Raw genomic sequence first — 23,650 nt, forward strand, 5'->3', positions numbered from 1 at the left:
CGGCGACCAACACGGCCTGATCAAAAGCGATGCGTGAGATCGTCCTCGATACCGAAACCACCGGCCTCGATCCGCTGCGCGGCGATCGACTGGTCGAAATCGGCTGCGTCGAGATCTTCAACCGGATGCCGACCGGCCGCACCTATCATCAATACCTCAATCCCGAACGGGACATGCCGGCTGAAGCCTTTGCGGTGCATGGGCTGTCGAGCGAATTCCTCGCCGACAAGCCGCTGTTCGCACAGGTGGCCGACGAGTTTCTCGAATTCATCGGCGATGCGCCGCTGGTGATTCACAACGCCTCGTTCGACATCGGCTTCATCAATGCGGAGCTGTCGCGGTTGTCGCGTGCGCCGGTGCCACGCGATCGCCTGGTCGACACCCTGCTGCTCGCCCGCCGCAAGCATCCGGGCGTGTCGAACCGGCTCGACGATCTGTGCTCGCGTTACGCGATCGACAATTCGCGCCGGACCAAGCACGGCGCATTGCTCGACGCCGAGCTGTTGGCCGAAGTCTATATCGACCTGATCGGTGCCCGGCAGTCGCAGCTCATTCTGGCCGACGTGCCCGCCGAGGTGGTTGGGGCTGCCAGCGAGAACCGTCGCCGCCAGCGACCCGTGCCGCTGCCGAACCGGCTGACCGACGCCGACCTCGAAGCCCACCGCGCCTTCATTGCCACCATGGGCGACAAGGCGATCTGGCCGGACTATCTGGCCGCCGGCGCCTGAGCTTTATTTCCCCCGAAACGACAATGCCCGGCGCGTCGGCCGGGCATTGCAGAAGTCATGAGCGTGAACGGCGAGTGGATCAGCTCGGCTGGCCCTGCTGCTGGGCGCGCTCGAGGTTCTGGCGATACAGGCCGATGAAATCGACCGGATCGAGCATCAGCGGCGGGAACCCGCCGTCGCGCACGGCGCTGGCGATGATCTCGCGGGCAAACGGGAACAGCAGCCGCGGGCATTCGATCATGATCAGCGGATGCAGGTTCTCCTGCGGCACGTTCAGCACCCGGAACACGCCCGCATAGGCCAGCTCGAAGCTGAACAGCACGCTGCTGCCGGATTCGGCCTTGCCTTCGATCGACAGCGTCACTTCGTATTCGTTCTCGCCGACGTTGTTGGCGCCGACATTGATCTGAATGTTGATCGCCGGCTGCTGCTGCTGCGGGGCGAGCGACGCCGGAGCGTTCGGGTTCTCGAACGACAGATCCTTGGTGTACTGCGCCAGCACATTGAGTTGCGGAGGAGCACCCTCAGGAGGCGTGCCGTTACCGTTGGTCATCGATGGTTCTCCTGGAAGCGGATTGGATGGCGGCCGCCGACTTGCAGAGGGCGTCGCAACAATGGGCAGGTGCTTTGGCGAGTGGCTATCATACGCCCCCGGCGTTCCACAAGGTAGACAGAGGCTGCGGCCGCAGCCTGGCAGGCGGGTGCCGGATACCGCGCCCACAGCCTAAAGGTCCCGGGATGGCCCGCCGAAACCTCTCCTTAACCGCCCACCGGCCAGGTTTTCGGGCCTCTCACCGGTTTCCGGCGGGGCGCGAAGCGCGTAAGCTCGCCGGGCCACAGCTCCAAAGATCGCTGTGTGGGGGTTGCCAACCCCACCGGCTGTGCCAAAACGCGCCATTGGCGCGCCGCGGTTGATGCCTACATGGTGCAAACCGGCTCTCTGCCGCGTTGGCGTCGCGAGGCCGGAGACCAAAGCGCGCCGGCAGGCCCCGGCCCGATCAGAAAGTGAATGCGACGTGGATATTTACACCATCATCTTCCTGGCGCTCGCGGTGTTCATCTTCCTGCGTCTGCGCAACGTGCTCGGCCAGCGCACCGGCAGCGAACGGCCGCCGTTCGATCGCGCTGCCGCGCGGGACATGATTCCCGGCAAGCAGGACACCAACGTGATTTCGATGCCCGGCACCGTGATCGACCAGGCGCCGATGGCGCCGAACGCGGACGTGGTGCCGCCCTCCGATCGCTGGAAGGGCATCGCCGAGCCGGACTCCGAACTTGAGCACGGCCTCAACGCCATCGCCCAGAACGATTCGTCGTTCGACGCGCAGCACTTCATCGCCGGCGCCAAGAGCGCTTATGAGATGATCGTGATGGCGTTCGCCAATGGCGACCGCCGCGCGCTGCGGGATCTGCTGTCGAGCGAGGTCTATGAGAGCTTCGATGCGGCGATCAAGGATCGCGAGAAGAACGACCTGAAGGTCGAGACCCGCTTCGTGTCGATCGAGAAGGCCGAGCTGATCGGCGCCGAGCTGCGCGATCGCACCGCGATGCTGACGCTGAAGTTCGTATCGCAGATGATCTCGGCGACCCGCGACAAGACCGGCGCCGTGGTCGACGGCTCGCCCGACAAGGTCGCCGATATCACCGACGTCTGGACCTTCGCCCGCGACACGAGCTCGCGCGATCCGAACTGGAAGCTGGTTGGGACCGGCAGCGGCAGCTGAAGTACGCGGCGCGTACCGCGCCGCCCTGGCCGGCTGCGTTCTCGCAGCCGCGCTATTGTCTGCGCCGAGTGAGGCGGACGCGCGCAGCCGGCATCACCATTCTGGCGCCCGATCCGTCTCGAAATTCGCCGAGCATCACGCAAAGTATCGGCATCCGCTGTGGCCGCTGGAAATCCCGGGCGGCCAATATCTGCCGGTCGCCTGGTCGGACGTCCCTGGTTGGGACGCCGACGATCAGCTCGCCGCGCTGAAAACCTTCCGCGTCAGTTGCCGCCCGATCCTGGCGGCGGGCCGAGCGCCCTCGATCGACAAGCCGCTCGGCGGCTCGTTGTGGGAGCCATGTCATGCGGCGCGCTCGGCGCACGTCACCACCGCGGCCGAGGCTCGCGCGTTCTTCGAACAGCATTTTGTGCCGCTGCAGATCTCCCGTCTCGGCGAGCCGCTCGGCTTCGTCACCGGCTACTATGAGCCGGTGATCGAGGGCTCACCGGTCAAGACCGACGATTACACCGTGCCGGTGTATCGCCGCCCGTCGAACCTGTCCGTTCGCGGCTACAAGCAGGATGCGGCCTTGCCGAATGGCGGGCCAGTGTTTCGCAAGATCGGCCGGCGCAAGCTGGTGCCGTATTATGACCGCGGAGAAATCGAAGACGGCGCGATCGATGGCCGGGGTCTGGAGATCTGCTGGCTGAAGAGTCAGACGGATCTGCTGTTTGCGCAGATCCAGGGCTCGGCGCGGATCAAACTGCCCGACGGGCGGGTGATTCGAATCAATTACGACGCCCACAATGGTTTCCCCTACACGCCGGTCGGCCGCATCCTGATCGAGCGCGGCATCATCCCGCGCGAAGAGATGTCGATGCACCGCATCCGCGATTGGATGGACGCTAACCCCGACGGCGCCAAGGAGCTGCGGCGGGCGAACCGCTCTTACGTGTTCTTCCGCAAGGTCGAGCTGAAGGATGACGATGAAGCGATCGGCGCCCAGGGTGTGCCGCTGACTCCAGGCCGCTCGATCGCCGTCGACAAGGGGCTGCACGTCTACGGCACGCCGTTCTTCATTACGGGCGAGCTGCCGATCGATTCCCCGACCGCGAAGACAGCGTTTCGGCGGTTGATGATCGGCCAGGACACCGGCTCGGCGATCGTCGGCCCGGCGCGGGCCGACCTGTATTTTGGCGCCGGTACCGAAGCGGGCGCGATCGCAGGACGGATCCGGCATCCGATCGCCTTCGCCATGCTGGTGCCGAAGAGCCTCGATCCGGTTGCGCGCGCCCGCAGTCTGCCGGTGCCCGAGCCGCGCCCGCCCGCTAAAGCCAACAAACCCGCAGCGACGCCGTCGAAGTCCGGTGGTAAAGACGGTGCCACGACTGTCCCGACACCGGATAGCCGGCCGGCCACGGCGCCGTCACGGCCGGCCGCTCAACGGCATCGCTCCCACCACTCGCGGCACCATCGCCACCTGCGCTGATCTCGATGAAACGCATCATCCCGCCGCTCGACCCGCCGATGTCGCGCCGCAAGCGCAGCCTGACTGAGGACGAGCGGGCGCTGTGGGACGGCGTAGCCCGTCAGATCAAACCGCTGCGCGGCCGGCCGCGGCTGATCAAGGTCGAGATTGCCGATCCGCAGGTCCCTGCACCCGCGATCAAGCCGGCGCCGGTGGCGCCGCCGCAACCGCTCAAGCGGGCCGCGAAACCATCGCTCCCGACCGCCCCGCCGCCGCTCGCCACGCTGGGCCGCCGCGAACGGGCGCATCTGTCGCGTGGCCGCAAGGACATCGACGCGCGGATCGATCTGCACGGCATGACCCAGGCGCGCGCGCATCACGCGCTGCTGTATTTCCTGCAGCGCGCCAGTCATGACGGGCTCGGCTTCGTGCTGGTGATCACCGGTAAGGGCAAGAGCGGCGATACCGAACGCGGCATCCTGCGCCGCCAGGTGCCGCAGTGGCTCGCCCTCCCCGAATTCCGCGCCTATGTGGTCGGCTTCGACGAAGCCCACATCGGCCACGGCGGCGAAGGCGCGTTGTACGTGCGGGTGAGACGGGCGCGCGGTTAGTGCGCAAAGCACGGGGTGTTCATCGGCCGACGAGCCCCGGTTTCCAAACGTCATCACCCGCGCATGCGGGTGATCCAGTCTCCCAGAGAGGTTGTTACTTGGACGCAGATGCTCTGCAATACTGGGTCGCCCGGACAAGCCGGGGCGATGACGTGAGGGGGTGGGGTGAGGACTGTTGTTACTTGCGGCGTATCATAAATAGGAATTCGTCATTGCCGGGCTTGACCCGGCAATCCATCGTCTTGCGAAGAAGGATGGATGCGCGGGTCAAGCCCGCGCATGACGTTTGTTTACGTAGCTGCGGTCGGTGAACAAACGAAGTGCCTTATGACCGCCTACAAAATAAACCGGCTCAAATCCGTGTTCTTGGCCAGGTCCCCGACATTGGTCTTCACGTAGTCCGCATCGACCTGGAAGGTCTCGCCGTGGCGGTCGGGGGCGACGAAGGAGATCTCGTCGAGCACGCGCTCCATCACGGTCTGCAGCCGGCGCGCGCCGATGTTCTCGACGGTGGAGTTCACCGCGACCGCGACATCGGCCAGCGCGTCGATGGCGTCGTCGGAGAAATCCAGCGTCACGCCCTCGGTCTTCATCAGCGCCACATACTGCTTGATCAGCGAGGCTTCCGGCTCGGTCAGGATCCGGCGCATGTCGTCGCGGCTCAGCGCGTTGAGTTCGACGCGGATCGGCAGACGGCCCTGCAGTTCGGGCAGCAGGTCGGAGGGCTTGGCGATGTGGAACGCGCCAGAGGCAATGAACAGGATGTGCTCGGTCTTCACCGCGCCGTGCTTGGTCGACACCGTGGTGCCTTCGATCAGCGGCAACAGATCGCGCTGCACGCCTTCGCGCGAGACTTCGCCGCCGCTGCGGCCGTCGCGCACGCAGATCTTGTCGATCTCGTCCAGGAACACGATGCCGTTGTTCTCGACCGCGGCAATGGCTTCCTGCACCAGCTGATCGGTGTCGAGCAGCTTGTCGGCTTCTTCGTTGACCAGGATCTCGTGCGAGTCGGCCACTGTCAGCCGCCGCTTCTTGGTGCGGCCGCCCATCTTGCCGAAGATGTCGCCGAGCGAGACCGCGCCGATCTGCGCGCCGGGCATGCCGGGGATTTCGAACATCGGCGAGCCCGACCCGGCCTGGGTCTCGATTTCGATTTCCTTGTCGTTCAGCTCGCCGGCCCGCAGCTTTTTGCGGAACGAGTCGCGCGTCGCCGGACCCGAGCCGGGCCCGACCAGTGCATCAAGCACACGCTCCTCGGCGGCGACTTGGGCGCGGGCCTGTACGTCCTTGCGCTTCTTCTCGCGCACCTGCGCGATCGCGACCTCGACCAGATCGCGGATGATCTGTTCGACATCACGGCCGACATAGCCAACCTCGGTGAACTTGGTCGCCTCGACCTTGAGAAACGGTGCGCCGGCGAGCTTCGCGAGCCGCCGCGCGATCTCGGTTTTGCCGACGCCGGTCGGGCCGATCATCAGGATGTTCTTCGGCAGCACTTCTTCGCGCAAGGAACCTTCGAGCTGCAGCCGACGCCAGCGGTTGCGCAGCGCGATGGCGACCGCGCGCTTGGCGTCGGCCTGGCCGACGATGAAGCGGTCGAGTTCGGAGACGATTTCACGGGGGGAAAAGTCGGTCATGGGGCCTACGTAAGGTCGGTCGAACGAGGGAACAAGCGGGGTCAGATGATCGGAGGTCCCGCCTGCCATTGCCGGATGGCATCGAACGGATGAATCAGCATGATCACGTTGAGGGTCAGATTGTCGCGGATGTGCAAGCCGACCAGCACTTCGAACAGCACCGCGATCGCGACGGTTGCGGTGACCGGCAGCCAGCGTGCGAGCAGGAATCCGGAGATCATCGCAAGCGTATCGGCGACCGAATTGACGATGCTGTCGCCGTAGTAATCGAGCGAGATCGTGCCGGCGCGGTAGCGCTCGATGATGAAGCTCGAATTCTCCGCCAGCTCCCAGCCGCCTTCGATCAGTGTCGCCACGATCAGCCGCGCGGTCCACGACCAGCGCCGCAGCAGCAGCCAAGTGCCGGCATAGAACAGGAAGCCGTGGATGATGTGCGAGAACGTGTACCAGTCGGTGAGGTGCTGCGAGTTCTCAGAACTCTGCACCACGCCGTGCCACAGCTTGACGGTGCCGCAGGTGCAGATCGGCACCCGTCCCATCGCAAACAGCGCGGTCGCCTGGACCGCCAGCAGAGCCAGGACGACGGCCAGTGCCCAGCGGACCGGCAGGCCGGCCACTGACGACATCGGCCGTTCGGCCCCGGCCGCGCTCATGCGGTCAGCGTCTCGAGCGTGAGATTGCCGTTGGTGTAGACGCAGATGTCGGCGGCAATGCCGAGCGACTTGCGCACGATGGTCTCGGCGTCCTGATCGGTGTCGATCAGCGCGCGGGCGGCGGCCAGCGCATAATTGCCGCCGGAGCCGATCGCCATCACGCCGGCCTCGGGCTCGAGCACGTCGCCGGTGCCGGTCAGCACCAGCGACACGTCCTTGTCGGCCACGATCATCATCGCTTCCAGCCGGCGCAGATACCGGTCGGTGCGCCAATCCTTGGCGAGTTCGACCGCCGCGCGGGTGAGCTGGCCGGGGTACTGTTCGAGCTTGGCTTCGAGCCGCTCGAACAGCGTGAAAGCGTCGGCGGTGGCGCCGGCGAAGCCGCCGATCACGTCGCCCTTGCCGAGCTTGCGGACCTTCTTGGCGTTGGCCTTGATCACCGTCTGTCCGATCGAGACCTGGCCGTCGCCGCCGATCACGACCTTGCCGCCCTTGCGCACGGTCAGAATGGTGGTGCCGTGCCAGACCGGGGGGCCGGCGTCTGCCGAAGAGCTATGAGGTGCCATGGAGTTCCTTTCGCGAGCGCTGATCTAGGCACGGCCGGGCGGCGATGCAATTGCTCTCCGGGAGGCCGCCGGAGCGGCCAATCCGCTCACCATAGGACGAAGATCGGCCCCGCTCCGCAGCTGGCGCAGTAGCGAAGGTGTCACCGGCCTGTTAAAAGACCGGCGTTTTTACCGGAGAGCCCGCTTCATGCGCACGGCGACGATCAAGCGCAAGACCAAGGAGACCGACATCGAAGTCACGGTCGACCTCGACGGCACCGGTGTGGCCAACGCCGCCACCGGGATCGGCTTCTTCGACCATATGCTCGATCTGCTCGCCAAGCATTCGCGGATCGACATCACCGTCAAGGCGGTGGGCGACCTCCATGTCGACTTCCACCACACCACCGAGGACGTCGGCATCGCGCTCGGCCAGGCGGTGAAGCAGGCGCTCGGCAACATGGCGGGCATCAGCCGCTATGCCAGTATCTTCATGCCGATGGACGAGACCCTGACCCGGGTCGTGGTCGACGTCTCGGGCCGGCCGTTCCTGGTGTTCAAGGCCGACTTCCCGCGCGACAAGATCGGCGAATTCGACACCGAGCTGGTGCGAGAGTGGTTTCAGGCCTTCGCCATGAACGCGGGCGTGACTCTGCACGTCGAGACCCTATATGGCGAGAACAGCCATCACATCGCCGAATCCTGCTTCAAGGGATTGGCCCGGGCGCTGCGTGCGGCGGTCGCGATCGATCCCAAGACGGCCGGCGAAGTGCCCTCGACCAAGGGGCAGCTCGGCGGCTAATCGCCGTCGGGCGGCGGAGACAAGTCCATGCCGGTGTTCACTGTTCATGCCCCGCGGGCGGACGATGACGAGCTGCAGCAGGCTGCGCCCGATCAATTCCGCTTTGTCCGCGATGGATTCTACGTCTGGGCCTTCGTGTTCGGCCCATTCTGGCTGCTGTATCGCCGGCTCTGGCTGGCGACGCTCGGCTATCTGGTGGTGATCGCCGCCTCCGCAGTGGCGCTCACGGCGCTGCATGCCGGAAGCGGCACCCGTTTCGTGGTTGCGCTGCTGCTCGCCAGCCTGCTCGGGCTCGAAGCCGGCAGCCTGTGGCGCTGGACCCTGGCCCGCCGCGGCTGGCAGTCCGTCGGCGTCGCGGTCGGCGAGGACCGCGAGATCGCCGAACGGCGGTTCTTCGATCGCTGGGTCGCAGGCCAGCCGCAGCCGATCAGCTTCACCCTTCCGGTCGACCGCGGCGCGCCGCCGCCGGCGCGCAGCATTCCGCTGCCCGCGTCGTCGATCCATGGCGACATCTTCGGCTCGTTCCCGAATCCCGGAGGCTCGCGATGAGCGTCGCGATCATCGACTACGGCTCCGGCAACCTGCACTCGGCGGCGAAAGCGTTCGAGCGCGCGGCGCGGAGCATGGAAAACCCCGAACCGATCCTCGTGACCCGCGATCCGGACCAGGTGTTTCGGGCCGACCGCGTCGTCCTGCCCGGCGTCGGCGCCTTCGCCGACTGCCGCAAGGGGCTGGATTCGATCGACGGTATGGTCCAGGCGCTGAACGAGACGGTGCGGGTCAAGGCCCGGCCGTTCTTCGGCATTTGCGTCGGCATGCAGTTGATGGCGACCCGCGGCAAGGAGCACGTCACCACCGACGGGCTCAACTGGATCGCTGGCGACGTCGTCAAGATCGCGCCCAATCGCGAGGATCTGAAGATCCCGCATATGGGCTGGAATACGCTCGATCAGGTCCGCGAGCACCCGGTGCTGGACCGGCTGCCGCTCGGTTCGAAGGGCCTGCACGCCTACTTCGTGCACTCCTTCCACCTCGCCGCCGAACACGAAGGCGACGTGCTGGCGCGCGCCGATTACGGCGGGCCGGTCACCGCTGTGGTCGGCAAGGACACCGCGATCGGGACTCAGTTTCACCCCGAGAAGAGCCAGCGCTTCGGCCTGGCGCTGATCTCGAACTTTTTGAAGTGGAAGCCGTGATTCTCTTCCCCGCGATCGATCTCAAGAACGGCCAGTGCGTGCGGCTCGAACAGGGCGACATGGCGCGCGCCACCGTGTTCAATCTCGATCCCGCCGCGCAGGCACAGAGCTTTGCGGCCCAGGGCTTTCAGTATCTGCACGTGGTCGATCTCGACGGCGCCTTCGCCGGCAAGCCGATGAACGCCCAGGCGGTCGAAGCGATGCTGAAGGTGGTCAAGATGCCGGTGCAGCTCGGCGGCGGCATCCGCGACCTCAAGACCATTGAAGCCTGGCTGTCCAAGGGCATCGCCCGCGTCATCATCGGCACCGCCGCGGTGCGCGATCCGGCGCTGGTGAAGGAAGCCGCCAAGACGTTTCCGGGCCGCGTCGCGGTCGGCCTCGACGCCCGCGACGGCAAGGTCGCGGTCGAGGGCTGGGCCGAGAGCTCGCAAGTCACCGCGCTGGATATCGCGCAACGCTTCGAAGACGCTGGCGTGGCCGCGATCATCTTCACCGACATCGCCCGCGACGGCCTGCTCAAGGGCATCAATTGGGACGCGACCATCGCGCTGGCCGAGGCGATTTCGATCCCGGTGATCGCCTCGGGTGGTCTTGCCTCGATCGAAGACGTCAAGACGCTGCTCAGCCCGCGCGCCAACAAGCTCGAAGGTGCGATCGCCGGGCGGGCGCTGTACGACGGCCGGCTCGATCCGGCCGAAGCTCTGGCGCTGATCGGCGCCGCCAAGGCCGCGTAAGGACGCCGCGATGTTCAAGGTCCGCGTCATCCCCTGCCTCGACGTCAAAGATGGCCGAGTCGTCAAAGGCGTCAATTTCGTCGACCTGCGCGACGCCGGCGATCCGGTCGAGGCGGCGATCGCCTATGACGCCGCCGGCGCGGACGAGCTTTGCTTTCTCGACATCACCGCCACCCATGAGAACCGCGGCATCATGCTCGACGTGGTGCGGCGGACGGCTGAAGCCTGCTTCATGCCGGTGACAGTCGGCGGCGGCGTCCGCACCGTCGACGACATCAAGACGCTGCTACGCAGCGGTGCCGACAAGGTCTCGATCAACTCAGCCGCGGTGGCGCGGCGTGAGTTCGTCAAGGAAGCCGCCGAGAAGTTCGGCGATCAGTGCATCGTGGTGGCGATCGACGCCAAGCGGGTGCCGGGCCGCGACCGCTGGGAGATCTTCACCCATGGCGGCCGCAAGGGCACCGGCATCGACGCGATCGAGTTCGCCCAGGAAGTGGTGTCGCTCGGCGCCGGCGAGATCCTGCTGACCTCGATGGACCGCGACGGCACCAAGTCGGGCTTCGATATTCCGCTGACCCGGGCGATCGCCGACAGCGTCGGGGTCCCGGTGATCGCCTCGGGCGGCGTCGGCAACCTCGATCACCTGGTCGACGGCATCCGCGAAGGCCACGCCACCGCGGTGCTGGCGGCCTCGATCTTCCATTTCGGTGAGTACACCATTCGTCAGGCCAAGGATCATATGGTCCAGGCCGGGCTGCCGATGCGGCTCGATCCCTAGCGTAACGCGGCGAGGGGCGGTACTCTCGCACCAAGAACCGGCAGAGTTAGCGTATGGCCCGTTTCACCCTTCATGATCTCGCCGCGACGGTCGATGCCCGCGCGGCGTCCGGCGGCGAGAGCTCCTACACCAAGAAGCTGCTCGACAAGGGCCCCGAGCACTGCGCCAAGAAATTCGGCGAAGAGGCGGTCGAGATGGTGATCGCGGCGGTCGAGAACGATCGCGGCCATCTGATCTCCGAGACCGCCGACGTGCTGTTTCACATGCTGGTGCTGCTGAAGTCGCGCGGCGTGAAGCTCGAGGAAGTCGAGGCCGCGCTGGCGCAGCGCACCTCGATGTCGGGCTTGGAGGAAAAGGCGTCGCGCAAGCGCGACTGACGGCATCGGCCGCAGCAAGCGGCCGCAATAACAATAAATCCCGCCACTCAAAACCAAGGCGAAGGGCCCGCGAGATGGACGCAAGGTCGGATCTGCACCACTACAACCCCTACCGGGTGTTCTCGCGGGCGGAATGGGCGAGCATGCGTGAAGACACGCCGATGACGCTCGATGCCGCCGAGGTTGCGGCGCTGCGCTCGATGCACGACCGGCTCGATCTCAGCGAGGTCGAAGAAATCTATCTGCCGATGTCGCGGCTGTTGTCGATCCATGTCGCGGCGATGCAGCAGCTGTACTACGCGCAGCGCCGCTTCCTCGGCGTGGTCGAGCGCAAGATGCCGTTCATCATCGGCGTCGCCGGCTCGGTGGCGGTCGGCAAGTCGACCACCGCGCGCGTGCTGCAGGCGCTGCTGGCGCGCTGGTCGCCGCGCCCGACGGTCGATCTCGTCACCACCGACGGCTTCCTGCATCCGAACGCAGTGCTGGAGCGCGCCGGCCTGATGCAGAAGAAGGGCTTTCCGGAAAGCTACGACCTGCCGGCGCTGCTCGGCTTTCTGTCCGACATCAAGTCGGGCCGCCGCAAGGTCAAGGCGCCGATCTACTCGCACCTCACCTATGACATCGTGCCGAACAAGTTCACGGTGATCGACCGCCCCGACATCCTGATCGTCGAGGGCGTCAACGTGCTGCAAACCGGCCGGCTGCCGCGCGACGGCAAGGCGGTGCCGGTGGTGTCCGACTTCTTCGATTTCTCGGTGTATCTCGACGCCGATGAGCCGGTGCTGCGCGACTGGTACGTCCGGCGCTTCCTGGCGCTGCGCGACACCGCATTCCACGATCCGCGGTCGTACTTCCATCGCTACGCGGTGCTGTCCGACGAAGAGGCGACCGCGACTGCGATCGCGATCTGGGAACGGACCAACTTGGCCAACCTCGAAGACAACATCCTGCCGACCCGCCCGCGCGCGACGCTGATCCTGAAGAAGGGCGCCGATCACGTGGTGGACTCGGTGGCGCTGCGAAGGTTGTAGTCCTCGCAGGTTACTCAGCGTCATCCGCGGGCTTGACCCGCGGATCCATCGCGCGCGCAAGCGCGCGCGACGATGTGTTTTCTCGAAGACGATGGATTGCCGGGTCAGCCCGGCAATGACGGACGTGTCGGGTGGATGAACCCTGCTACGCCGCGTGCCGCGATGCATCCGCGCCGAAATGCTCGATGTAGCGAGCGCTGATCGCCGAGACCGGCAGGATGATCAGCACGTCGGTGGTGCCGAACTGATAGTCGATCACCGCGCCCTCGCCGATCGTGGCGCCGAGCCGCAGATAGCCTTTGATCAGCGGCGGCAGCTCGCGCAGCGCCGCCTTTTGATCGATCGCCTCTTTGGGCAGCCGGTTCATCTCGACATAGCGCGACGGATGTGCGCGGGCGCGCCAGGTTTCCGGCGCCGGCGCGTAGTGGTGCAGGAACGACAGCGGCAGCGCCAGGCGATCCGGATCGGTGCCGTCGAAGCTGGCGCAGCCGAGCATCACGTCGACGCCGTGCTGGCGGACGTAAGTCCAGATGCCGTGCCACAGCAGTTCGACGGTGCGCTTGTTCCGATACGGCGGCAGCACGCAGGAGCGGCCGAGTTCGAGAAAGCGCAGCTCCGGATGCCGGGTGATCAGTCTGCCGATATCGAACTCGCTCTCGGTGTAGAAACCGCCATTGCGATTGGCGACATCCTGGCGAAGCAACCGATAGGTGCCGACCACCGGCTGCTTGCCGCTCAGCGACGGCTTGGCGGCGTGATCGACCACCAAGAGGTGATCACAGATCGGATCGAACGCATCCTTGTCGCGCCGCGCCAGCATCGTCGGCGCGTCGGCAATCGCGGTGCCGTCCTTGTAGAACACCCGGTAGCGCAGCTTCTGGGCGCGCTTGACGTCCTGCTTGGTCTGCGCGAGCCGAACCTCGAGCGGCCCGAGGCGGCCCAGCGTCGCCGGCGACGGGCCGATCGGCTTGCCGGTCTCGGCCAGCTTCGGCGCAGGCTTGAACCAAGTAATTGCGGTTTGCGCAGCGGCTCCGGCGGTCTCCGGGCGCAGCAGCTTAATGAATTTCTTCGAACGGGCGAGATGGTCGGTGTGCATGGCGTCCTCGCGACCGCACCCGTCCCGAAACGGAATCGCCGCGGCCTGATCGCACCAACAATCATGACCGTTCAACAGCGATGTGACGCGATGATTGCCGAACGATGACATTGCGGCTGACTTTGTTGTTAGCAGCCGCGTTCGGTATTTACTTGCCGTGTCAGGCGGTTTGATGCGCGGCGTCCACGTTCGCCAGGATGTCGGCGAGCTTGTCGGGATCGACCGGCTTGATCAGGAAGCCATCCATCCCGGCCGCCAAACAGGCTTCGCGATCCTCCGCCAGCGTGTTCGCCGTCAGTGCCAGGATCGGCACCCGCCGCCTTGCGCGTTCGGCTTCCTGCGTCCTGATCTGACGGGCCGCCTCCAGCCCATCGAGCATCGGCATCTGCACGTCCATCAGCACCAGATCGAATGGCTTGCCAGTCTTGTCAGCAGCGCCCCACGCCTCGACGGCACCGCGGCCGTCACCGACGATTTCAGCGTGATGACCGAGTCGGTGCAGCAGCGCGCGAATCAGCAGCGCGTTGATGTCGTTGTCTTCGGCGACCAGGATGGCGAGCGGCTTATCCGGGATGGCTGACGGCATATGTTGCAGCGTCGGCGGATCGCCGTCTGCAATACTCGGCGCCGCGACCTCGACCGGTGTCCCGAGCCGTGTGGCCAGCGAGGCGGCGCGTAGCGGCTTCACCAGATAGCCGGTGAATGCGGCCGGAAGAGTCGGTAACAGCTCCTGCCGTGCCGCCGGGGTCAGCATCACCAGGCGATGGGTCGCGCGCGGCTGAGCCGCGCGCGCCAGAGTCTCGATCGCGTCCGAACCGAACGCATGATCGATCAGCACCGCGTGCCAGCCTCGTTCCGGCAAACGTGTCGTCGCGGCGGCAATGTCATCACACAGGCAGGTCTGGGCGCCCCAGCGTCCCAGCCGCCGGGCGGCCAGCGAAGCTTCGACACCGTGCGGCGAGACGATCATCACCGAACTGCCGTGTAGATCGGGCGGCGCGAAGGTCGCGGCGGGATCGTCTTCGGCAGCGACGAGCGGCAGCGTGACGGTGAAGGTCGACCCCTGCCCCGGCTGACTGTCGAGGGCGATGCGACCGCCCATCGCCGTGACGATGCGGTCGCTGATGCTGAGGCCGAGCCCGGTGCCGCCGAAATGGCGGGCGATGCCAGCGTCGGCCTGTTCGAACTCGCGGAAAATCCGCGCCTGGGCTTCCGCCGCAATCCCGATTCCGGTGTCGCGGACGATCACACGGAATTCGCCGGCCTCGCCCGGCTCGGCGATCAGCGCCACGCCGCCGGATTCGGTGAACTTGATGGCGTTGCCGCACAGATTGAGCAGGACCTGCCGCAGCCGGGCCGCGTCGCCGATCAGCCACGCCGGCAGCCGTTCGTCGACATCGGCGGCAATCTCGAGCCCGCGCGCCTGTGCCCGCGGCGCCAGGAGTTCGGCCACGTCTTCGATCAGCCCGCCGAGCGCGAACGGCTTTGCGTCGAGTTCGATCTTGCCGGCCTCGACGCGTGCGTAATCGAGGAGTTCGTCGGTCAGTGCCAGCAGCGCCTCGCCGGAGGTCTTCACCGCCTTGGCGTAGGTCGCCTGTTCGGGGCTGAGCGGCGTATCGAGCAACAACCGGCTCATGCCGATGATGCCGTTCAGCGGGGTGCGGATTTCGTGCGATGCCATCGCCAGCAGCCGCGACTTTGCGCGGCTGTCCGCCCCCGCGCTGTCGCGAAGTCCAGTCACGGCATTTTGGCCGCCGTGCTCCCGCGGGCTCGCTGTCGCTGTGTCACGCAGATCGGTGAGCAGGCGCAGGCGGCTCCGCATCCGCCGCAGCCGCATCGTCTGGATCGCCAGCGCCAGGCAGGCCAAGGCGAACAGGAAGCTGGTGCCGATCGCAAACGCATGCGGATCGTAGCCGGAGATCTCCGGCCCGCTGCCGAACAGCAACCCGTAGGCACCGCCGAACCCGGCGGAAAACGCCGTCACGGCGCGGCCCGCCATCGCGATGCGCGGATGCCGGCGCGCCAACAGACGCAGCCTCGACCTGATCCGCAGCTTTCCCGCCATCGCCGCTCCACCATTTGCCGTTGTCCGGCAACGCAGAAACATGCGCTTGGGGTGCTGCCATCCGGTTGAAAGTAGCGCAGGACGGCGTCGGTGCTGCCAACAGAGTTGATAGCGCGTTAACGGCGCTCACGCCGCGCGGCGCTGATCGTCGGCCAACGCGCGATACGACAACGCTTCGGCCAGATGGACGCGGCCGATGCGGTCGCAGCCGCCGAGATCGGCCAGTGTGCGGGCGACCCGCAGCACGCGGTGATAGCCGCGCGCCGACAGCCGCATGGTTTCGGCGGCCTCGTGCAGTAGTTTCAGCCCGGCCGAATCCGGCTGTGCCGTCGTCTCCAGCACCGCGGCCGGCGCTTCCGCATTGGTTCGGACCTGCGGCAGCCCGATCGAGGCGTAGCGTGTCCGCTGCACCTCGCGCGCCGCGGCCACCCGCGCCGCGACTTCAGCCGAGCCTTCGGCCGGTGGCGGCAGTATCAGGTCTGCGGCGCTCACCGCCGGCACTTCGATCCGCAGATCGATGCGGTCCATCAGCGGACCGGAGATGCGGGATTGATAGTCCGAGGTGCAGCGATCGATCCGGCCGCGCTTGCACGCAAAGCCCGGTTCGAAGGCGTGGCCGCAGCGGCACGGGTTCATCGCCGCCACCAGCATCACCCGCGCCGGATAGGTGACGCGGTGATTGGCACGCGACACGGCGACTTCGCCGGTTTCGAGCGGTGCGCGCAGCGAATCCAGGACGCGCGGATCGAACTCCGGCAGCTCGTCGAGAAACAGCACACCCTGATGCGCCAGCGAAATCTCGCCCGGCCGCGCCTTGATGCCGCCGCCGGTCAGCGCCGCCATGCTGGCGGAGTGGTGCGGTGCGCGGAATGGCCGGCGCGCCGTCAGTGCGCCATCGCGGATTTCGCCGGCGACCGAGGCGATCATCGAGACTTCCAACAGCTCGGCCGGCGACAGCGGCGGCAGGATCGAGGGCAGCCGTGCCGCCAGCATCGATTTGCCGGCCCCCGGCGCCCCGATCATCAGGAGGTGATGTCCTCCGGCCGCGGCAATTTCGAGCGCGCGCTTGGCACTCTCCTGGCCCTTGATGTCGCGCAGGTCGAGCATCGACGCTTCGGCTTCCCGGACCCGCGGCTGCGGCCGCCCGAGTAGTTGTGAGCCCTTGAAGTGATTGGCGATCTGGATCAGGGAGCTGGCCGCGATGATCTGGATGTCGGGGCTCGCCCAGGCTGCTTCGGAGCCGCAGGCCGCCGGGCAGATCAGGCCGTGCTCGCGCGCATTGGCGGCGATCGCGGCCGGCAAGACGCCGGCCACCGGCGCGATCGAGCCGTCGAGCCCGAGCTCACCGAGGACCGTGAAGCCTTCGAGCGCGTCGGCCGGGATGGCGCCGATCGCCGCCATCAGGCCGAGCGCGATCGGCAGATCGTAATGGCTGCCCTCCTTGGGCAGATCGGCGGGAGCGAGATTGACGGTGATCCGCCGCGCCGGCAGCGCCAGGCCCGAGGCGATCAGCGCCGATCGCACCCGTTCGCGCGCTTCCGACACGGCCTTGTCGGCCAGCCCGACCATGGCGAAGGCCGGGAGTCCGGGTGACACCTGGACCTGGACGTCGACGCTGCGCGCCTCGATGCCTTCGAACGCTACGGTGGATACGTGCTGGACCATAACGCCCTCTCCGCAGAGCAACGAGGCTAACCGCGGCGCAGTCCCTGCGCAAGAACATTAAGGGAACAAGCCGGCGGGCATTCGCCCGCCGGCGCGGTGTCAGGCACTGTTTTTGGTGCGGCTTTCGAGCGCGATTTCGGTCAGGTCGACCTCGAGCCGCGCCATCATCAGCAGTTGGACTGCCGACGAGATGCCGAGCTCTTCGGCCTGCTCGATGGCGCGGTTGATGGTCGAGGCCAGCGCGTCGATGCAGACCGCGTGCTGCTTCAGCGGCGGGTTCAGCGTGATCGGCCGGGCGCCGCGTGGTTTGGAGGGGGCGTTCATGAAATCACCTGGAATTCCGGAAGCGAATGACGACGGATGGCTTCGAGCCCGCGCCATTCCAGCGTCGGGCCGGGCACCGCGCGGCGATTGCAGATCCCGACCCAGGCGTCGTCATCGACGTCGACGATCACCGCGGTGGTCGAGAAGCCGTTGATGTCCTGAGGCAGGCCGAGTGGCTTGGCCTTCCAGCCCTGGTCCACCAGCCGCGGCAGCCACCAGGTCTCCAGCACGATGGTGAAGGCCGACAGGCCGATCGACAGGCCGTATTCCATCGCGGCTGCCTGGATCACGGCTTCGGCGCGCGGGCCGCCATGTTCGCCGCGCTTGCGCGGCACCACGAAGATCCGCGACAGCTCGTAGGCATCCGGCCGCCGCACCGGGCCGGCCAATGCGAGCTGCGGGAAGACGTCGCTGAGCAGCGTCGGTGACGTGGTCGGCATCATCCGCATGCCGGCGACGATGTCGTCATTGTCGACGCCGAGCAGATACACGGCGTCCTCGGTGTCGAACTGATCGATCTCGCGGCCGTCCGGCCGATCGAGCTCCTTCCAGCCGCGCTCGACGACGTAGATCTGGTGACGGATGCGGAAGTACTTGTCGAGCAGACCGGCATAGAGCGCGCGGTTCTCCCGACGGATGACATGAACCTGCATGATGAAATTCCCCTCCTGCAGTGGGTCTGCAGGCGGGAACAGTGCAGGTGCGAACGGGAACCTAACTACTGTCCGATCGGACAGGTCACAAACGGATCAATCCGAGCGTCAATGCCTTGGCGACCGCGGCGGTGCGGTTGGCGGCGTCGAGCTTGCGGGCGGCTTCGATCAGATGAAATTTCACGGTGCGCTCGGTGATGCAGAGAATCACCGAGATCTCCCAGGCGGTCTTGCCCTGCGCCGCCCATTGCAGGATCTCGCACTCCCGCGGGGTCAGCCGGTTGCGCCGGATCGGCTTTGGCCGGCTGAGCGCGCGCAGCCGACTATGCGCGTAGATGCTGACCAGCTGCATCGCGCCGCGCGCCGCCGGGCTGAGATCCGGCTCCCGACCGGCCATGCTGATCGCGGCGCTGCCGTCGTCGTAGTGCAGCGGAATGCAGTAGCCTTCGACCAGTCCGAACTCGGCCGCGCGGGTCATCACCCGGTGGGCGGCCGGATCGCGGTCGCGGTCGTAAGGCGCCTCGGACCATACGAAAGGATGAACCGTGGTGGCGCCATGACGCGGCACCGGATCGACCGCGCTGAAGTTCTCGCTCACATAGAGGTCGAACCAGTCACGCGGCCAGCCGTTCGCCAGCGTCAGTTCGGGCAGCCCGGCGTTCCGCGATGGCAGGCCGGCCATGATGTAGGCGGTAAAACCGCAGCTCGCGATCATCGATTCGAACCGGCTGATCAGCGCTGGCGCCTCGAGCCGCTCGACGGAATCGACGAATTCCAGCGCCCGCCGTCCCCAATGCTGATCTTCGCCGACGATCATACCGCCGCTACCTCTGATCCCATTACCAGGAACAGCGGGGTCATGTGCCAGCCGCCGCCCGTCCCGACATCATTAGCTTACCGTTGCCGTATTCACCACGCGTCCATATTCCGACAGCTCCCGTGAGCGTCCGCATAGTGGACGATCTCCGTAGTTGTGCGGCCACCTTTGCCGACTGGCAAGGGCGTCGTTGCTTGGTCTCTCTTTGGCGGCAGATCAGGCGCGCTTGGCCTCGATCACGTCCCAGATCTTCGCCGCGATGTCGGGCCCGCCGAGCCGTGCCACCGCACGGATACCGGTCGGCGAGGTCACGTTGATTTCGGTCAGGTAGCCGTCGATTACGTCAATACCGACGAATAACAGCCCGCGCTCACGCAGCTTTGGCCCGAGTGTCGCGCAGATCTCGCGCTCGCGCGGCGACAATTCGGTTGCCGCCGCGGCGCCGCCGCGGACCATGTTGGAGCGCAGATCGTCTTCAGCCGGCACGCGATTGACCGCGCCGGCGAATTCCCCGTCGACCAGGATGATCCGCTTGTCGCCGTGCTTCACCTCGGGAAGGAAGCGCTGGATCACCCACGGCTCGCGGAACGTGACCGCGAACATGTCGTAGAGCGAGCCGAAATTGATGTCCTGCGGCAGCACCCGAAACACCGCCGCGCCGCCATGGCCGTGCAGCGGCTTCATCACCACCGCGCCGTGCTCGGCCCGAAAGGCGTTGATCTCATCCTTGTCGCGGCTGATCAGCGTCGGCGGCATCAGCTCGGCAAAGTCCATCACGAACAATTTCTCCGGCGCGTTGCGCACGCTGGCCGGATTGTTGACCACCAGCGTCGCCGGATGAATCCGCTCGAGCAGATGCGTCGAAGTGATGTAGGCGAGATCGAACGGCGGATCCTGCCGCAGCAGCACCACGTCGTAACTACGCATATCGACGCGGATCGGTTCGCCCAGGGTGAAGTGATCGCCTTCCTGATCGCGCACTTTCAGGCTCTGTACTGATGCGACGACGTCGTTGCCGCGCAGCGACAGTTTGTCGGGCGTGAAGTACGAGATCGCGTGGCCGCGAGCCTGCGCTTCGAGCAGCAGCGCGAACGTCGAATCGCCGCGGATGTTGATGCGCGCGATGGGGTCCATCTGGACGGCGACCTTCAATGTCATGTCGTGTGTTCCGGAGTTGGCAGAGCGGCGGTGACGATGCGGGGTGGCGGCGGCTTGGTCAAGCAGCCGGGCTCATGGCGTGGCGTCGAACGCGCCGGGCAAGTGCCGCGGCGCTGTGTTGGGGGCAATCAGGATGGCGTCGAAGCGCAGCTCGCTCATCGCGTGTTCGGGATGCCGGCTCAGCCATGCTTCGGCGGCCGCAACGATGCGGCTCTGCTGCCGCGGCGTCACTGCGTAGGCGGCATCGTCGACATTGCCGCGCGCCTTCACCTCGACGAACGCCACCAGCGCGTCGCGCTGCGCCACCAGATCGATTTCGCCGCAGCGGGTTTTGAAGCGTCTCGCCAGGATCCGGTAGCCTTGTCGTTCGAGATAATCCGCCGCGCTGGCTTCAGCCGACAGCCCGGTGCGAAACGCTGCGATGCGCGCCAGCACGGAGGGCTGCGAACGATCAGTCTTCGCCATCGTCGGCCTCGCGCTGCCGCGACAGCTCCAATGCGCGCGCGTAGATCTCGCGCTTGTGACGGCCGGAGAGTTCGACCGCCTGCGCGACCGCGTCCTTGACGCTGTGGCGAGTCAGAGCTTGGTTCAGCCAGCGGTCGAGGTCGTCATCGCTCATCACCCGTGAGGCCGGATCGGGTGGCCCGATCACCACGACGAATTCGCCGCGCGTCTCCATCGTGTCGGCCTGCGTGGCGAGCTCGCCGAGCGTGGCGCGTCGTACCTCCTGATGCAGTTTGGTGAGTTCGCGGCAGATCGCCGCCTCGCGCGTCGCACCGAGCAGGTCGGCAAGATCATGTACCGAGTTCTGAATCCGGCTGCCGGCCTCGAACAGCACCAGCGTCGCGTCGATCGCCGCCAGCTCACCGAGCCGCGTGCGGCGGGCTCCCTGTTTCGAAGGCAGAAAGCCGTCGAAGAAGAAACGGTCGGTCGGCAGGCCGGCGAGCGACAGGGCAACCAAGACGGCCGACGCGCCGGGTAGTCCGATCACTTGATGTCCGGCGGCGTACACCTCGCGCACCAGCTTGTAGCCGGGATCGGAGATCAGCGGCGTACCGGCATCGGAGACCAGCGCGACCGACTGGCCCTGCGCCAGCATTTCCAAAAGCTTCGGTCGCGCCTGCGCGGCATTGTGCTCGTGGTACGGCTTTAGCCGCGCCGAGATGCCATATCGTTCGAGCAAGCGGTGGGTAATTCGTGTATCTTCGCACGCGATCAGATCGGCACCGGCGAGCGTTTCCAGCGCACGTAGCGTGATGTCGCCGAGGTGACCGATCGGGGTGGCGACCAGATGCAGTCCCGGTGCGATGCGCGGAGCGAGCAGACGTTGGCCGGCGACCAGAAACGTTCGTGCCTCCGGTTCCGCGGCTGCGGGCGGCGGTGCTGAAATTTCTGGTTTGACGCGCATCGTCACTAACTTGATCGGCCTGGAGGCAGGATGGCAGAGGAAAGGTTGAAAACGACGGCACGGTGATTTGTCCGGCGCTCTTAATGAGCATAAACCTTTTGGCCCGGTTATTCATTGGCCGACATTGTGATGAAATCTTCCGTCAAAGGCCGAAAGGCCGATCGTACGGAGGACGACACGGGATCCGGCAGCCCGCCGGACCGCTGCAAGAGATGGCATGGCAAGCTTGCACGATCCACACACGAAACCGTTGCGAACCACCCGCCGCACCGCGCTGGGCCTGCTCCTCGGAGCGCCGCTGCTGAGCGCCTGCTCGGGCGTCCAGCAAAGCCTGAGCGATCAGTTCGGCCAGCAACAGCCTGCCGCCGGGCCGGCGCAGCAGCCGGCTGCGGTCGGCAACGGCCGGGTCAAGGTCGGGCTGGTGCTGCCGTTGTCGGCGCCGGGCAACGCCGGGCTCGCCGCACAGTCGATGAAGAACGCCGCCGAAATGGCGCTCGCCGAATTCCGCAATCCGGACGTTCAGCTCCTGATCAAGGACGACGCCGGCAATCCGACCGGTGCACAGACCGCGACCCAGCAGGCGCTGGACGAAGGCGCGGAGATCATTCTCGGTCCGCTGTTCGCCCAATCGGTGCCGGCTGCGGCGCAGGCGGCCCGCGCCCGCGGCGTGTCGGTGATCGCGTTCTCGACCGACTCCAGTGTCGCCGGTCGCGGCGTGTTTCTGCTGAGTTTCCTGCCGGAGTCCGACGTCAATCGCATCATCGGCTATGCCGGCAGCATCGGTAAGCGGTCCTATGCGGCGTTGCTGCCCGAGAACGCCTACGGCGCGGTGGTCGAAGCTGCGTTCAAGCAGATCACCAGCCAGAAGGGCGGCCGCATCGTCGCGTTCGAAAAATACGGTGCCGACCGTGCCGGTCCGGCGCGGACCATCGCGGCCTCTCTTGCCAGTGCCGATGCGCTGTTGCTCGCCGATGATGGCGACGCGCTGGCCGCGGTGGCCGACGCGCTCGGGGCTGCCGGCGCGGATCTGAAGCGGGTGCAGCTGCTCGGCACCGGGCTGTGGGACAATCCGCGGGTGTTCGCCACGCAGGCCCTGCAAGGTGGCTTGTTTGCGGCTCCCGATCCGTCCGGCTTCCGGGCGTTCTCGGGCCGCTATCGCGCCCGCTATGGCCAGGACCCCGTTCGCACCGCCACGCTTGCTTATGACGGCGTCGCGCTGGTGGCGGCGCTCGCCCGCACCCAGGGCCCGCAGCGGTTCTCCGCCGAAACGCTGACCAATCCGTCCGGCTTCGCCGGCATCGACGGGCTGTTCAGGTTTAGGGCCGACGGCACCAACGAGCGCGGCCTCGCGGTGATGAAGGTCGCCAGCGGCGGTGCGCAGGCCGTTGCCGGTTCGCCGAAGAGCTTCGGCGCCTGACAACCTACGTCAGCGCCTCAGGGCTTCTGCTCCACCCAGCCCAGCAGGGCGTCGAGCGCAGGGCAAAGCGACTGCCCCCAATCGGTGAGGTGATATTCCACTCTCGGTGGCACTTCCGGATACACCGTTCGGGCCACAATGCCGTCGGCCTCCAGTTGCCGGAGTTGCTGGGCCAGCATCTTCTGCGAAACGTCGGGGATTGAGCGCTCCAGTTCGGAGAACCGCAAGACGCGGCCGCCGAACAGATGAAACAGGATCAGGATTTTCCAGCGCCCCTCGAGTAGCCGGAAGCCGGCCGCGATTCCCTGCGCGGCGGTCAGCGGCGTGTGCGCTGGGTTACTTCGAGGTAAGTCACCGACCTTTTGGTGCGTTCTTGCCATGGCCGCAGCCTATTGCCAGCTCTGTCACGTCGCAATCCTGCGGCGCTTTCGAGAGTTGAGCGAGGTCCCCATGACGGTTTCCCTTCCGGCACCCATCGAAGCCTATTTCGTCGCCTCCAATGCACGGGCGGTGCAGGATGTTGCAGCGGCCTTCGCCGCCGATGCCGAGGTCCGCGACGAGGGCAAGATCCATCGTGGGCGCGAAGCGATCGCGGCCTGGAAGCGCGCGGCACTCGACAAGTATCAGATGCAGATGGAGCCACTGACGATCGAACGGGCCGCACAGACCGCGATCGTGACGGCCCGCGTCGCGGGCGATTTTCCGGGCAGTCCCGCGCGGCTGACCTATCGGTTCGGTCTCGGCGAGGACGGCATCACATCGCTCGAGATCGGCGCATAGT

Annotated in this window: 27 protein-coding genes; 13 read left to right on the plus strand and 14 right to left on the minus strand. The window is 66.3% G+C overall.

The window, feature by feature from the left end; genetic code table 11:
* Positions 1-29 precede the first annotated feature (29 nt).
* A complete protein-coding gene (gene dnaQ / locus LRC39_RS01540) occupies positions 30-728 on the plus strand; it encodes a DNA polymerase III subunit epsilon (protein ID WP_346296116.1) in 699 nt (232 codons plus the stop codon).
* Positions 729-807: 79 nt separating this feature from the next.
* Here dnaQ and secB read toward each other — a convergent pair whose 3' ends face one another.
* Positions 808-1,281 (minus strand): protein-export chaperone SecB, encoded by a 474-nt coding sequence (secB, locus tag LRC39_RS01545; RefSeq protein WP_011155870.1) that lies wholly within the window; start codon positions 1,279-1,281, stop codon positions 808-810.
* A 463-nt stretch (positions 1,282-1,744) separates the two neighbouring features.
* On the opposite strand from secB, the gene LRC39_RS01550 reads away from it, so the two are divergent.
* From LRC39_RS01550 to LRC39_RS01560, 3 genes are read left to right on the plus strand one after another with little or no spacing between them, the layout of a single operon-like run.
* Positions 1,745-2,452 (plus strand): Tim44/TimA family putative adaptor protein, encoded by a 708-nt coding sequence (locus LRC39_RS01550; protein WP_107353894.1) that lies wholly within the window; start codon positions 1,745-1,747, stop codon positions 2,450-2,452.
* Complete coding sequence (locus LRC39_RS01555; protein ID WP_346296117.1) at positions 2,430-3,923, plus strand: murein transglycosylase A; 1,494 nt, start codon at positions 2,430-2,432, stop codon at positions 3,921-3,923. The genes LRC39_RS01550 and LRC39_RS01555 overlap by 23 nt, the downstream gene beginning before the upstream one ends.
* Before the next feature lie 5 nt (positions 3,924-3,928).
* Entirely contained in the window at positions 3,929-4,513 is a 585-nt protein-coding gene (locus LRC39_RS01560; RefSeq protein ID WP_346296118.1) for a Smr/MutS family protein, read from the plus strand.
* Between the two features lie 335 nt (positions 4,514-4,848).
* Here LRC39_RS01560 and hslU read toward each other — a convergent pair whose 3' ends face one another.
* The 3 genes from hslU to hslV are packed head-to-tail and all read right to left on the minus strand — an operon-like array spanning position 4,849 to position 7,369.
* Positions 4,849-6,150 (minus strand): ATP-dependent protease ATPase subunit HslU, encoded by a 1,302-nt coding sequence (gene hslU, locus LRC39_RS01565; protein WP_012494055.1) that lies wholly within the window; start codon positions 6,148-6,150, stop codon positions 4,849-4,851.
* A 41-nt stretch (positions 6,151-6,191) separates the two neighbouring features.
* Complete coding sequence (locus tag LRC39_RS01570; RefSeq protein ID WP_346296119.1) at positions 6,192-6,803, minus strand: DUF2585 domain-containing protein; 612 nt, start codon at positions 6,801-6,803, stop codon at positions 6,192-6,194.
* On the minus strand, positions 6,800-7,369 hold the full coding sequence (hslV, locus tag LRC39_RS01575; protein ID WP_011155876.1) for an ATP-dependent protease subunit HslV: 570 nt from the start codon (positions 7,367-7,369) through the stop codon (positions 6,800-6,802). Before hslV ends, LRC39_RS01570 begins: the two co-directional genes overlap by 4 nt.
* Positions 7,370-7,556: 187 nt before the next feature.
* Here hslV and hisB point away from each other — a divergent pair, with 187 nt between their 5' ends.
* The 7 genes from hisB to coaA all read left to right on the plus strand — a co-directional run bounded on the left by hisB (position 7,557) and on the right by coaA (position 12,266).
* Complete coding sequence (gene hisB / locus LRC39_RS01580; RefSeq protein ID WP_107342551.1) at positions 7,557-8,150, plus strand: imidazoleglycerol-phosphate dehydratase HisB; 594 nt, start codon at positions 7,557-7,559, stop codon at positions 8,148-8,150.
* 27 nt (positions 8,151-8,177) lie between these two features.
* The gene (locus tag LRC39_RS01585; protein ID WP_346296120.1) at positions 8,178-8,699 is read left to right on the plus strand and encodes a DUF2628 domain-containing protein; all 522 of its coding nucleotides are present in this window, start codon (positions 8,178-8,180) and stop codon (positions 8,697-8,699) included.
* Complete coding sequence (gene hisH / locus LRC39_RS01590) at positions 8,696-9,346, plus strand: imidazole glycerol phosphate synthase subunit HisH (protein ID WP_346296121.1); 651 nt, start codon at positions 8,696-8,698, stop codon at positions 9,344-9,346. Before LRC39_RS01585 ends, hisH begins: the two co-directional genes overlap by 4 nt.
* Complete coding sequence (gene hisA / locus LRC39_RS01595) at positions 9,343-10,080, plus strand: 1-(5-phosphoribosyl)-5-[(5-phosphoribosylamino)methylideneamino]imidazole-4-carboxamide isomerase (RefSeq protein WP_346296122.1); 738 nt, start codon at positions 9,343-9,345, stop codon at positions 10,078-10,080. Before hisH ends, hisA begins: the two co-directional genes overlap by 4 nt.
* A gap of 10 nt (positions 10,081-10,090) precedes the next feature.
* Positions 10,091-10,858 carry an imidazole glycerol phosphate synthase subunit HisF gene (gene hisF, locus LRC39_RS01600; protein WP_011155881.1) on the plus strand — a complete coding sequence of 256 codons (768 nt, stop codon included), beginning with the start codon at positions 10,091-10,093 and terminating at the stop codon, positions 10,856-10,858.
* A 53-nt stretch (positions 10,859-10,911) separates the two neighbouring features.
* The gene (locus tag LRC39_RS01605; RefSeq protein ID WP_011155882.1) at positions 10,912-11,235 is read left to right on the plus strand and encodes a phosphoribosyl-ATP diphosphatase; all 324 of its coding nucleotides are present in this window, start codon (positions 10,912-10,914) and stop codon (positions 11,233-11,235) included.
* Between the two features lie 74 nt (positions 11,236-11,309).
* Positions 11,310-12,266 carry a type I pantothenate kinase gene (coaA, locus tag LRC39_RS01610; RefSeq protein ID WP_011155883.1) on the plus strand — a complete coding sequence of 319 codons (957 nt, stop codon included), beginning with the start codon at positions 11,310-11,312 and terminating at the stop codon, positions 12,264-12,266.
* A gap of 145 nt (positions 12,267-12,411) precedes the next feature.
* On the opposite strand, the gene LRC39_RS01615 is transcribed toward coaA, so the two are convergent.
* From LRC39_RS01615 to rsmI, 9 genes are all read right to left on the minus strand, one after another.
* Complete coding sequence (locus tag LRC39_RS01615; protein ID WP_346296123.1) at positions 12,412-13,362, minus strand: GNAT family N-acetyltransferase; 951 nt, start codon at positions 13,360-13,362, stop codon at positions 12,412-12,414.
* Between the two features lie 160 nt (positions 13,363-13,522).
* Positions 13,523-15,427, minus strand: a complete 1,905-nt coding sequence (locus LRC39_RS01620) for an ATP-binding protein (protein ID WP_346296124.1) — start codon at positions 15,425-15,427, stop codon at positions 13,523-13,525.
* 126 nt (positions 15,428-15,553) lie between these two features.
* Positions 15,554-17,092: a YifB family Mg chelatase-like AAA ATPase gene (locus LRC39_RS01625; RefSeq protein ID WP_346296125.1), complete on the minus strand. Its 1,539-nt coding sequence runs from the start codon at positions 17,090-17,092 to the stop codon at positions 15,554-15,556.
* 99 nt (positions 17,093-17,191) lie between these two features.
* On the minus strand, positions 17,192-17,416 hold the full coding sequence (locus tag LRC39_RS01630) for a hypothetical protein (RefSeq protein WP_107342556.1): 225 nt from the start codon (positions 17,414-17,416) through the stop codon (positions 17,192-17,194).
* The gene (gene rpaI / locus LRC39_RS01635) at positions 17,413-18,069 is read right to left on the minus strand and encodes a 4-coumaroyl-homoserine lactone synthase (RefSeq protein ID WP_346296126.1); all 657 of its coding nucleotides are present in this window, start codon (positions 18,067-18,069) and stop codon (positions 17,413-17,415) included. Before rpaI ends, LRC39_RS01630 begins: the two co-directional genes overlap by 4 nt.
* 85 nt (positions 18,070-18,154) lie before the next feature.
* The gene (gene rpaR, locus LRC39_RS01640; protein WP_107353903.1) at positions 18,155-18,886 is read right to left on the minus strand and encodes an HTH-type quorum sensing-dependent transcriptional regulator RpaR; all 732 of its coding nucleotides are present in this window, start codon (positions 18,884-18,886) and stop codon (positions 18,155-18,157) included.
* A gap of 216 nt (positions 18,887-19,102) precedes the next feature.
* Positions 19,103-20,044 carry a glutathione synthase gene (gene gshB / locus LRC39_RS01645; RefSeq protein ID WP_346296127.1) on the minus strand — a complete coding sequence of 314 codons (942 nt, stop codon included), beginning with the start codon at positions 20,042-20,044 and terminating at the stop codon, positions 19,103-19,105.
* A 72-nt stretch (positions 20,045-20,116) separates the two neighbouring features.
* Entirely contained in the window at positions 20,117-20,509 is a 393-nt protein-coding gene (locus LRC39_RS01650; protein WP_011155891.1) for a YraN family protein, read from the minus strand.
* On the minus strand, positions 20,496-21,452 hold the full coding sequence (rsmI, locus tag LRC39_RS01655; RefSeq protein ID WP_346296128.1) for a 16S rRNA (cytidine(1402)-2'-O)-methyltransferase: 957 nt from the start codon (positions 21,450-21,452) through the stop codon (positions 20,496-20,498). The genes LRC39_RS01650 and rsmI overlap by 14 nt, the downstream gene beginning before the upstream one ends.
* Positions 21,453-21,669: 217 nt before the next feature.
* On the opposite strand from rsmI, the gene LRC39_RS01660 reads away from it, so the two are divergent.
* Positions 21,670-22,869, plus strand: coding sequence for a penicillin-binding protein activator (locus LRC39_RS01660; RefSeq protein ID WP_346296129.1), 1,200 nt, complete (start codon positions 21,670-21,672; stop codon positions 22,867-22,869).
* Positions 22,870-22,886: 17 nt separating this feature from the next.
* Here the strand turns inward: LRC39_RS01660 and LRC39_RS01665 are convergent, their stop codons facing one another.
* Positions 22,887-23,249: a winged helix-turn-helix transcriptional regulator gene (locus LRC39_RS01665; RefSeq protein ID WP_346296130.1), complete on the minus strand. Its 363-nt coding sequence runs from the start codon at positions 23,247-23,249 to the stop codon at positions 22,887-22,889.
* Here LRC39_RS01665 and LRC39_RS01670 point away from each other — a divergent pair.
* Positions 23,248-23,649: a nuclear transport factor 2 family protein gene (locus LRC39_RS01670; protein WP_346296131.1), complete on the plus strand. Its 402-nt coding sequence runs from the start codon at positions 23,248-23,250 to the stop codon at positions 23,647-23,649. The genes LRC39_RS01665 and LRC39_RS01670 overlap by 2 nt on opposite strands.
* The last annotated feature ends 1 nt before the right edge of the window (position 23,650 follow it).

The organism is Rhodopseudomonas sp. P1 (assembly GCF_039642825.1).
Lineage (GTDB): Bacteria > Pseudomonadota > Alphaproteobacteria > Rhizobiales > Xanthobacteraceae > Rhodopseudomonas > Rhodopseudomonas palustris_H.

Bases quoted from the DNA above. Each gene is read 5' to 3' on its own strand.
- LRC39_RS01570 (WP_346296119.1), bottom strand. From the start codon at position 6,803: ATGAGCGCGGCCGGGGCCGAACGGCCGATGTCGTCAGTGGCCGGCCTG.
- LRC39_RS01650 (WP_011155891.1), bottom strand. From the start codon at position 20,509: ATGGCGAAGACTGATCGTTCGCAGCCCTCCGTGCTGGCGCGCATCGCA.
- LRC39_RS01660 (WP_346296129.1), top strand. From the start codon at position 21,670: ATGGCAAGCTTGCACGATCCACACACGAAACCGTTGCGAACCACCCGC.
- hisB (WP_107342551.1), top strand. From the start codon at position 7,557: ATGCGCACGGCGACGATCAAGCGCAAGACCAAGGAGACCGACATCGAA.
- LRC39_RS01670 (WP_346296131.1), top strand. From the start codon at position 23,248: ATGGCCGCAGCCTATTGCCAGCTCTGTCACGTCGCAATCCTGCGGCGC.
- LRC39_RS01620 (WP_346296124.1), bottom strand. From the start codon at position 15,427: ATGGCGGGAAAGCTGCGGATCAGGTCGAGGCTGCGTCTGTTGGCGCGC.
- rpaR (WP_107353903.1), bottom strand. From the start codon at position 18,886: ATGATCGTCGGCGAAGATCAGCATTGGGGACGGCGGGCGCTGGAATTC.
- dnaQ (WP_346296116.1), top strand. From the start codon at position 30: ATGCGTGAGATCGTCCTCGATACCGAAACCACCGGCCTCGATCCGCTG.
- coaA (WP_011155883.1), top strand. From the start codon at position 11,310: ATGGACGCAAGGTCGGATCTGCACCACTACAACCCCTACCGGGTGTTC.
- rpaI (WP_346296126.1), bottom strand. From the start codon at position 18,069: ATGCAGGTTCATGTCATCCGTCGGGAGAACCGCGCGCTCTATGCCGGT.
- LRC39_RS01615 (WP_346296123.1), bottom strand. From the start codon at position 13,362: ATGCACACCGACCATCTCGCCCGTTCGAAGAAATTCATTAAGCTGCTG.
- hslV (WP_011155876.1), bottom strand. From the start codon at position 7,369: ATGGCACCTCATAGCTCTTCGGCAGACGCCGGCCCCCCGGTCTGGCAC.
- rsmI (WP_346296128.1), bottom strand. From the start codon at position 21,452: ATGCGCGTCAAACCAGAAATTTCAGCACCGCCGCCCGCAGCCGCGGAA.
- hisF (WP_011155881.1), top strand. From the start codon at position 10,091: ATGTTCAAGGTCCGCGTCATCCCCTGCCTCGACGTCAAAGATGGCCGA.
- secB (WP_011155870.1), bottom strand. From the start codon at position 1,281: ATGACCAACGGTAACGGCACGCCTCCTGAGGGTGCTCCTCCGCAACTC.
- LRC39_RS01625 (WP_346296125.1), bottom strand. From the start codon at position 17,092: ATGGTCCAGCACGTATCCACCGTAGCGTTCGAAGGCATCGAGGCGCGC.
- LRC39_RS01665 (WP_346296130.1), bottom strand. From the start codon at position 23,249: ATGGCAAGAACGCACCAAAAGGTCGGTGACTTACCTCGAAGTAACCCA.
- LRC39_RS01630 (WP_107342556.1), bottom strand. From the start codon at position 17,416: ATGAACGCCCCCTCCAAACCACGCGGCGCCCGGCCGATCACGCTGAAC.
- LRC39_RS01560 (WP_346296118.1), top strand. From the start codon at position 3,929: ATGAAACGCATCATCCCGCCGCTCGACCCGCCGATGTCGCGCCGCAAG.
- LRC39_RS01585 (WP_346296120.1), top strand. From the start codon at position 8,178: ATGCCGGTGTTCACTGTTCATGCCCCGCGGGCGGACGATGACGAGCTG.
- gshB (WP_346296127.1), bottom strand. From the start codon at position 20,044: ATGACATTGAAGGTCGCCGTCCAGATGGACCCCATCGCGCGCATCAAC.
- hslU (WP_012494055.1), bottom strand. From the start codon at position 6,150: ATGACCGACTTTTCCCCCCGTGAAATCGTCTCCGAACTCGACCGCTTC.
- LRC39_RS01605 (WP_011155882.1), top strand. From the start codon at position 10,912: ATGGCCCGTTTCACCCTTCATGATCTCGCCGCGACGGTCGATGCCCGC.
- hisH (WP_346296121.1), top strand. From the start codon at position 8,696: ATGAGCGTCGCGATCATCGACTACGGCTCCGGCAACCTGCACTCGGCG.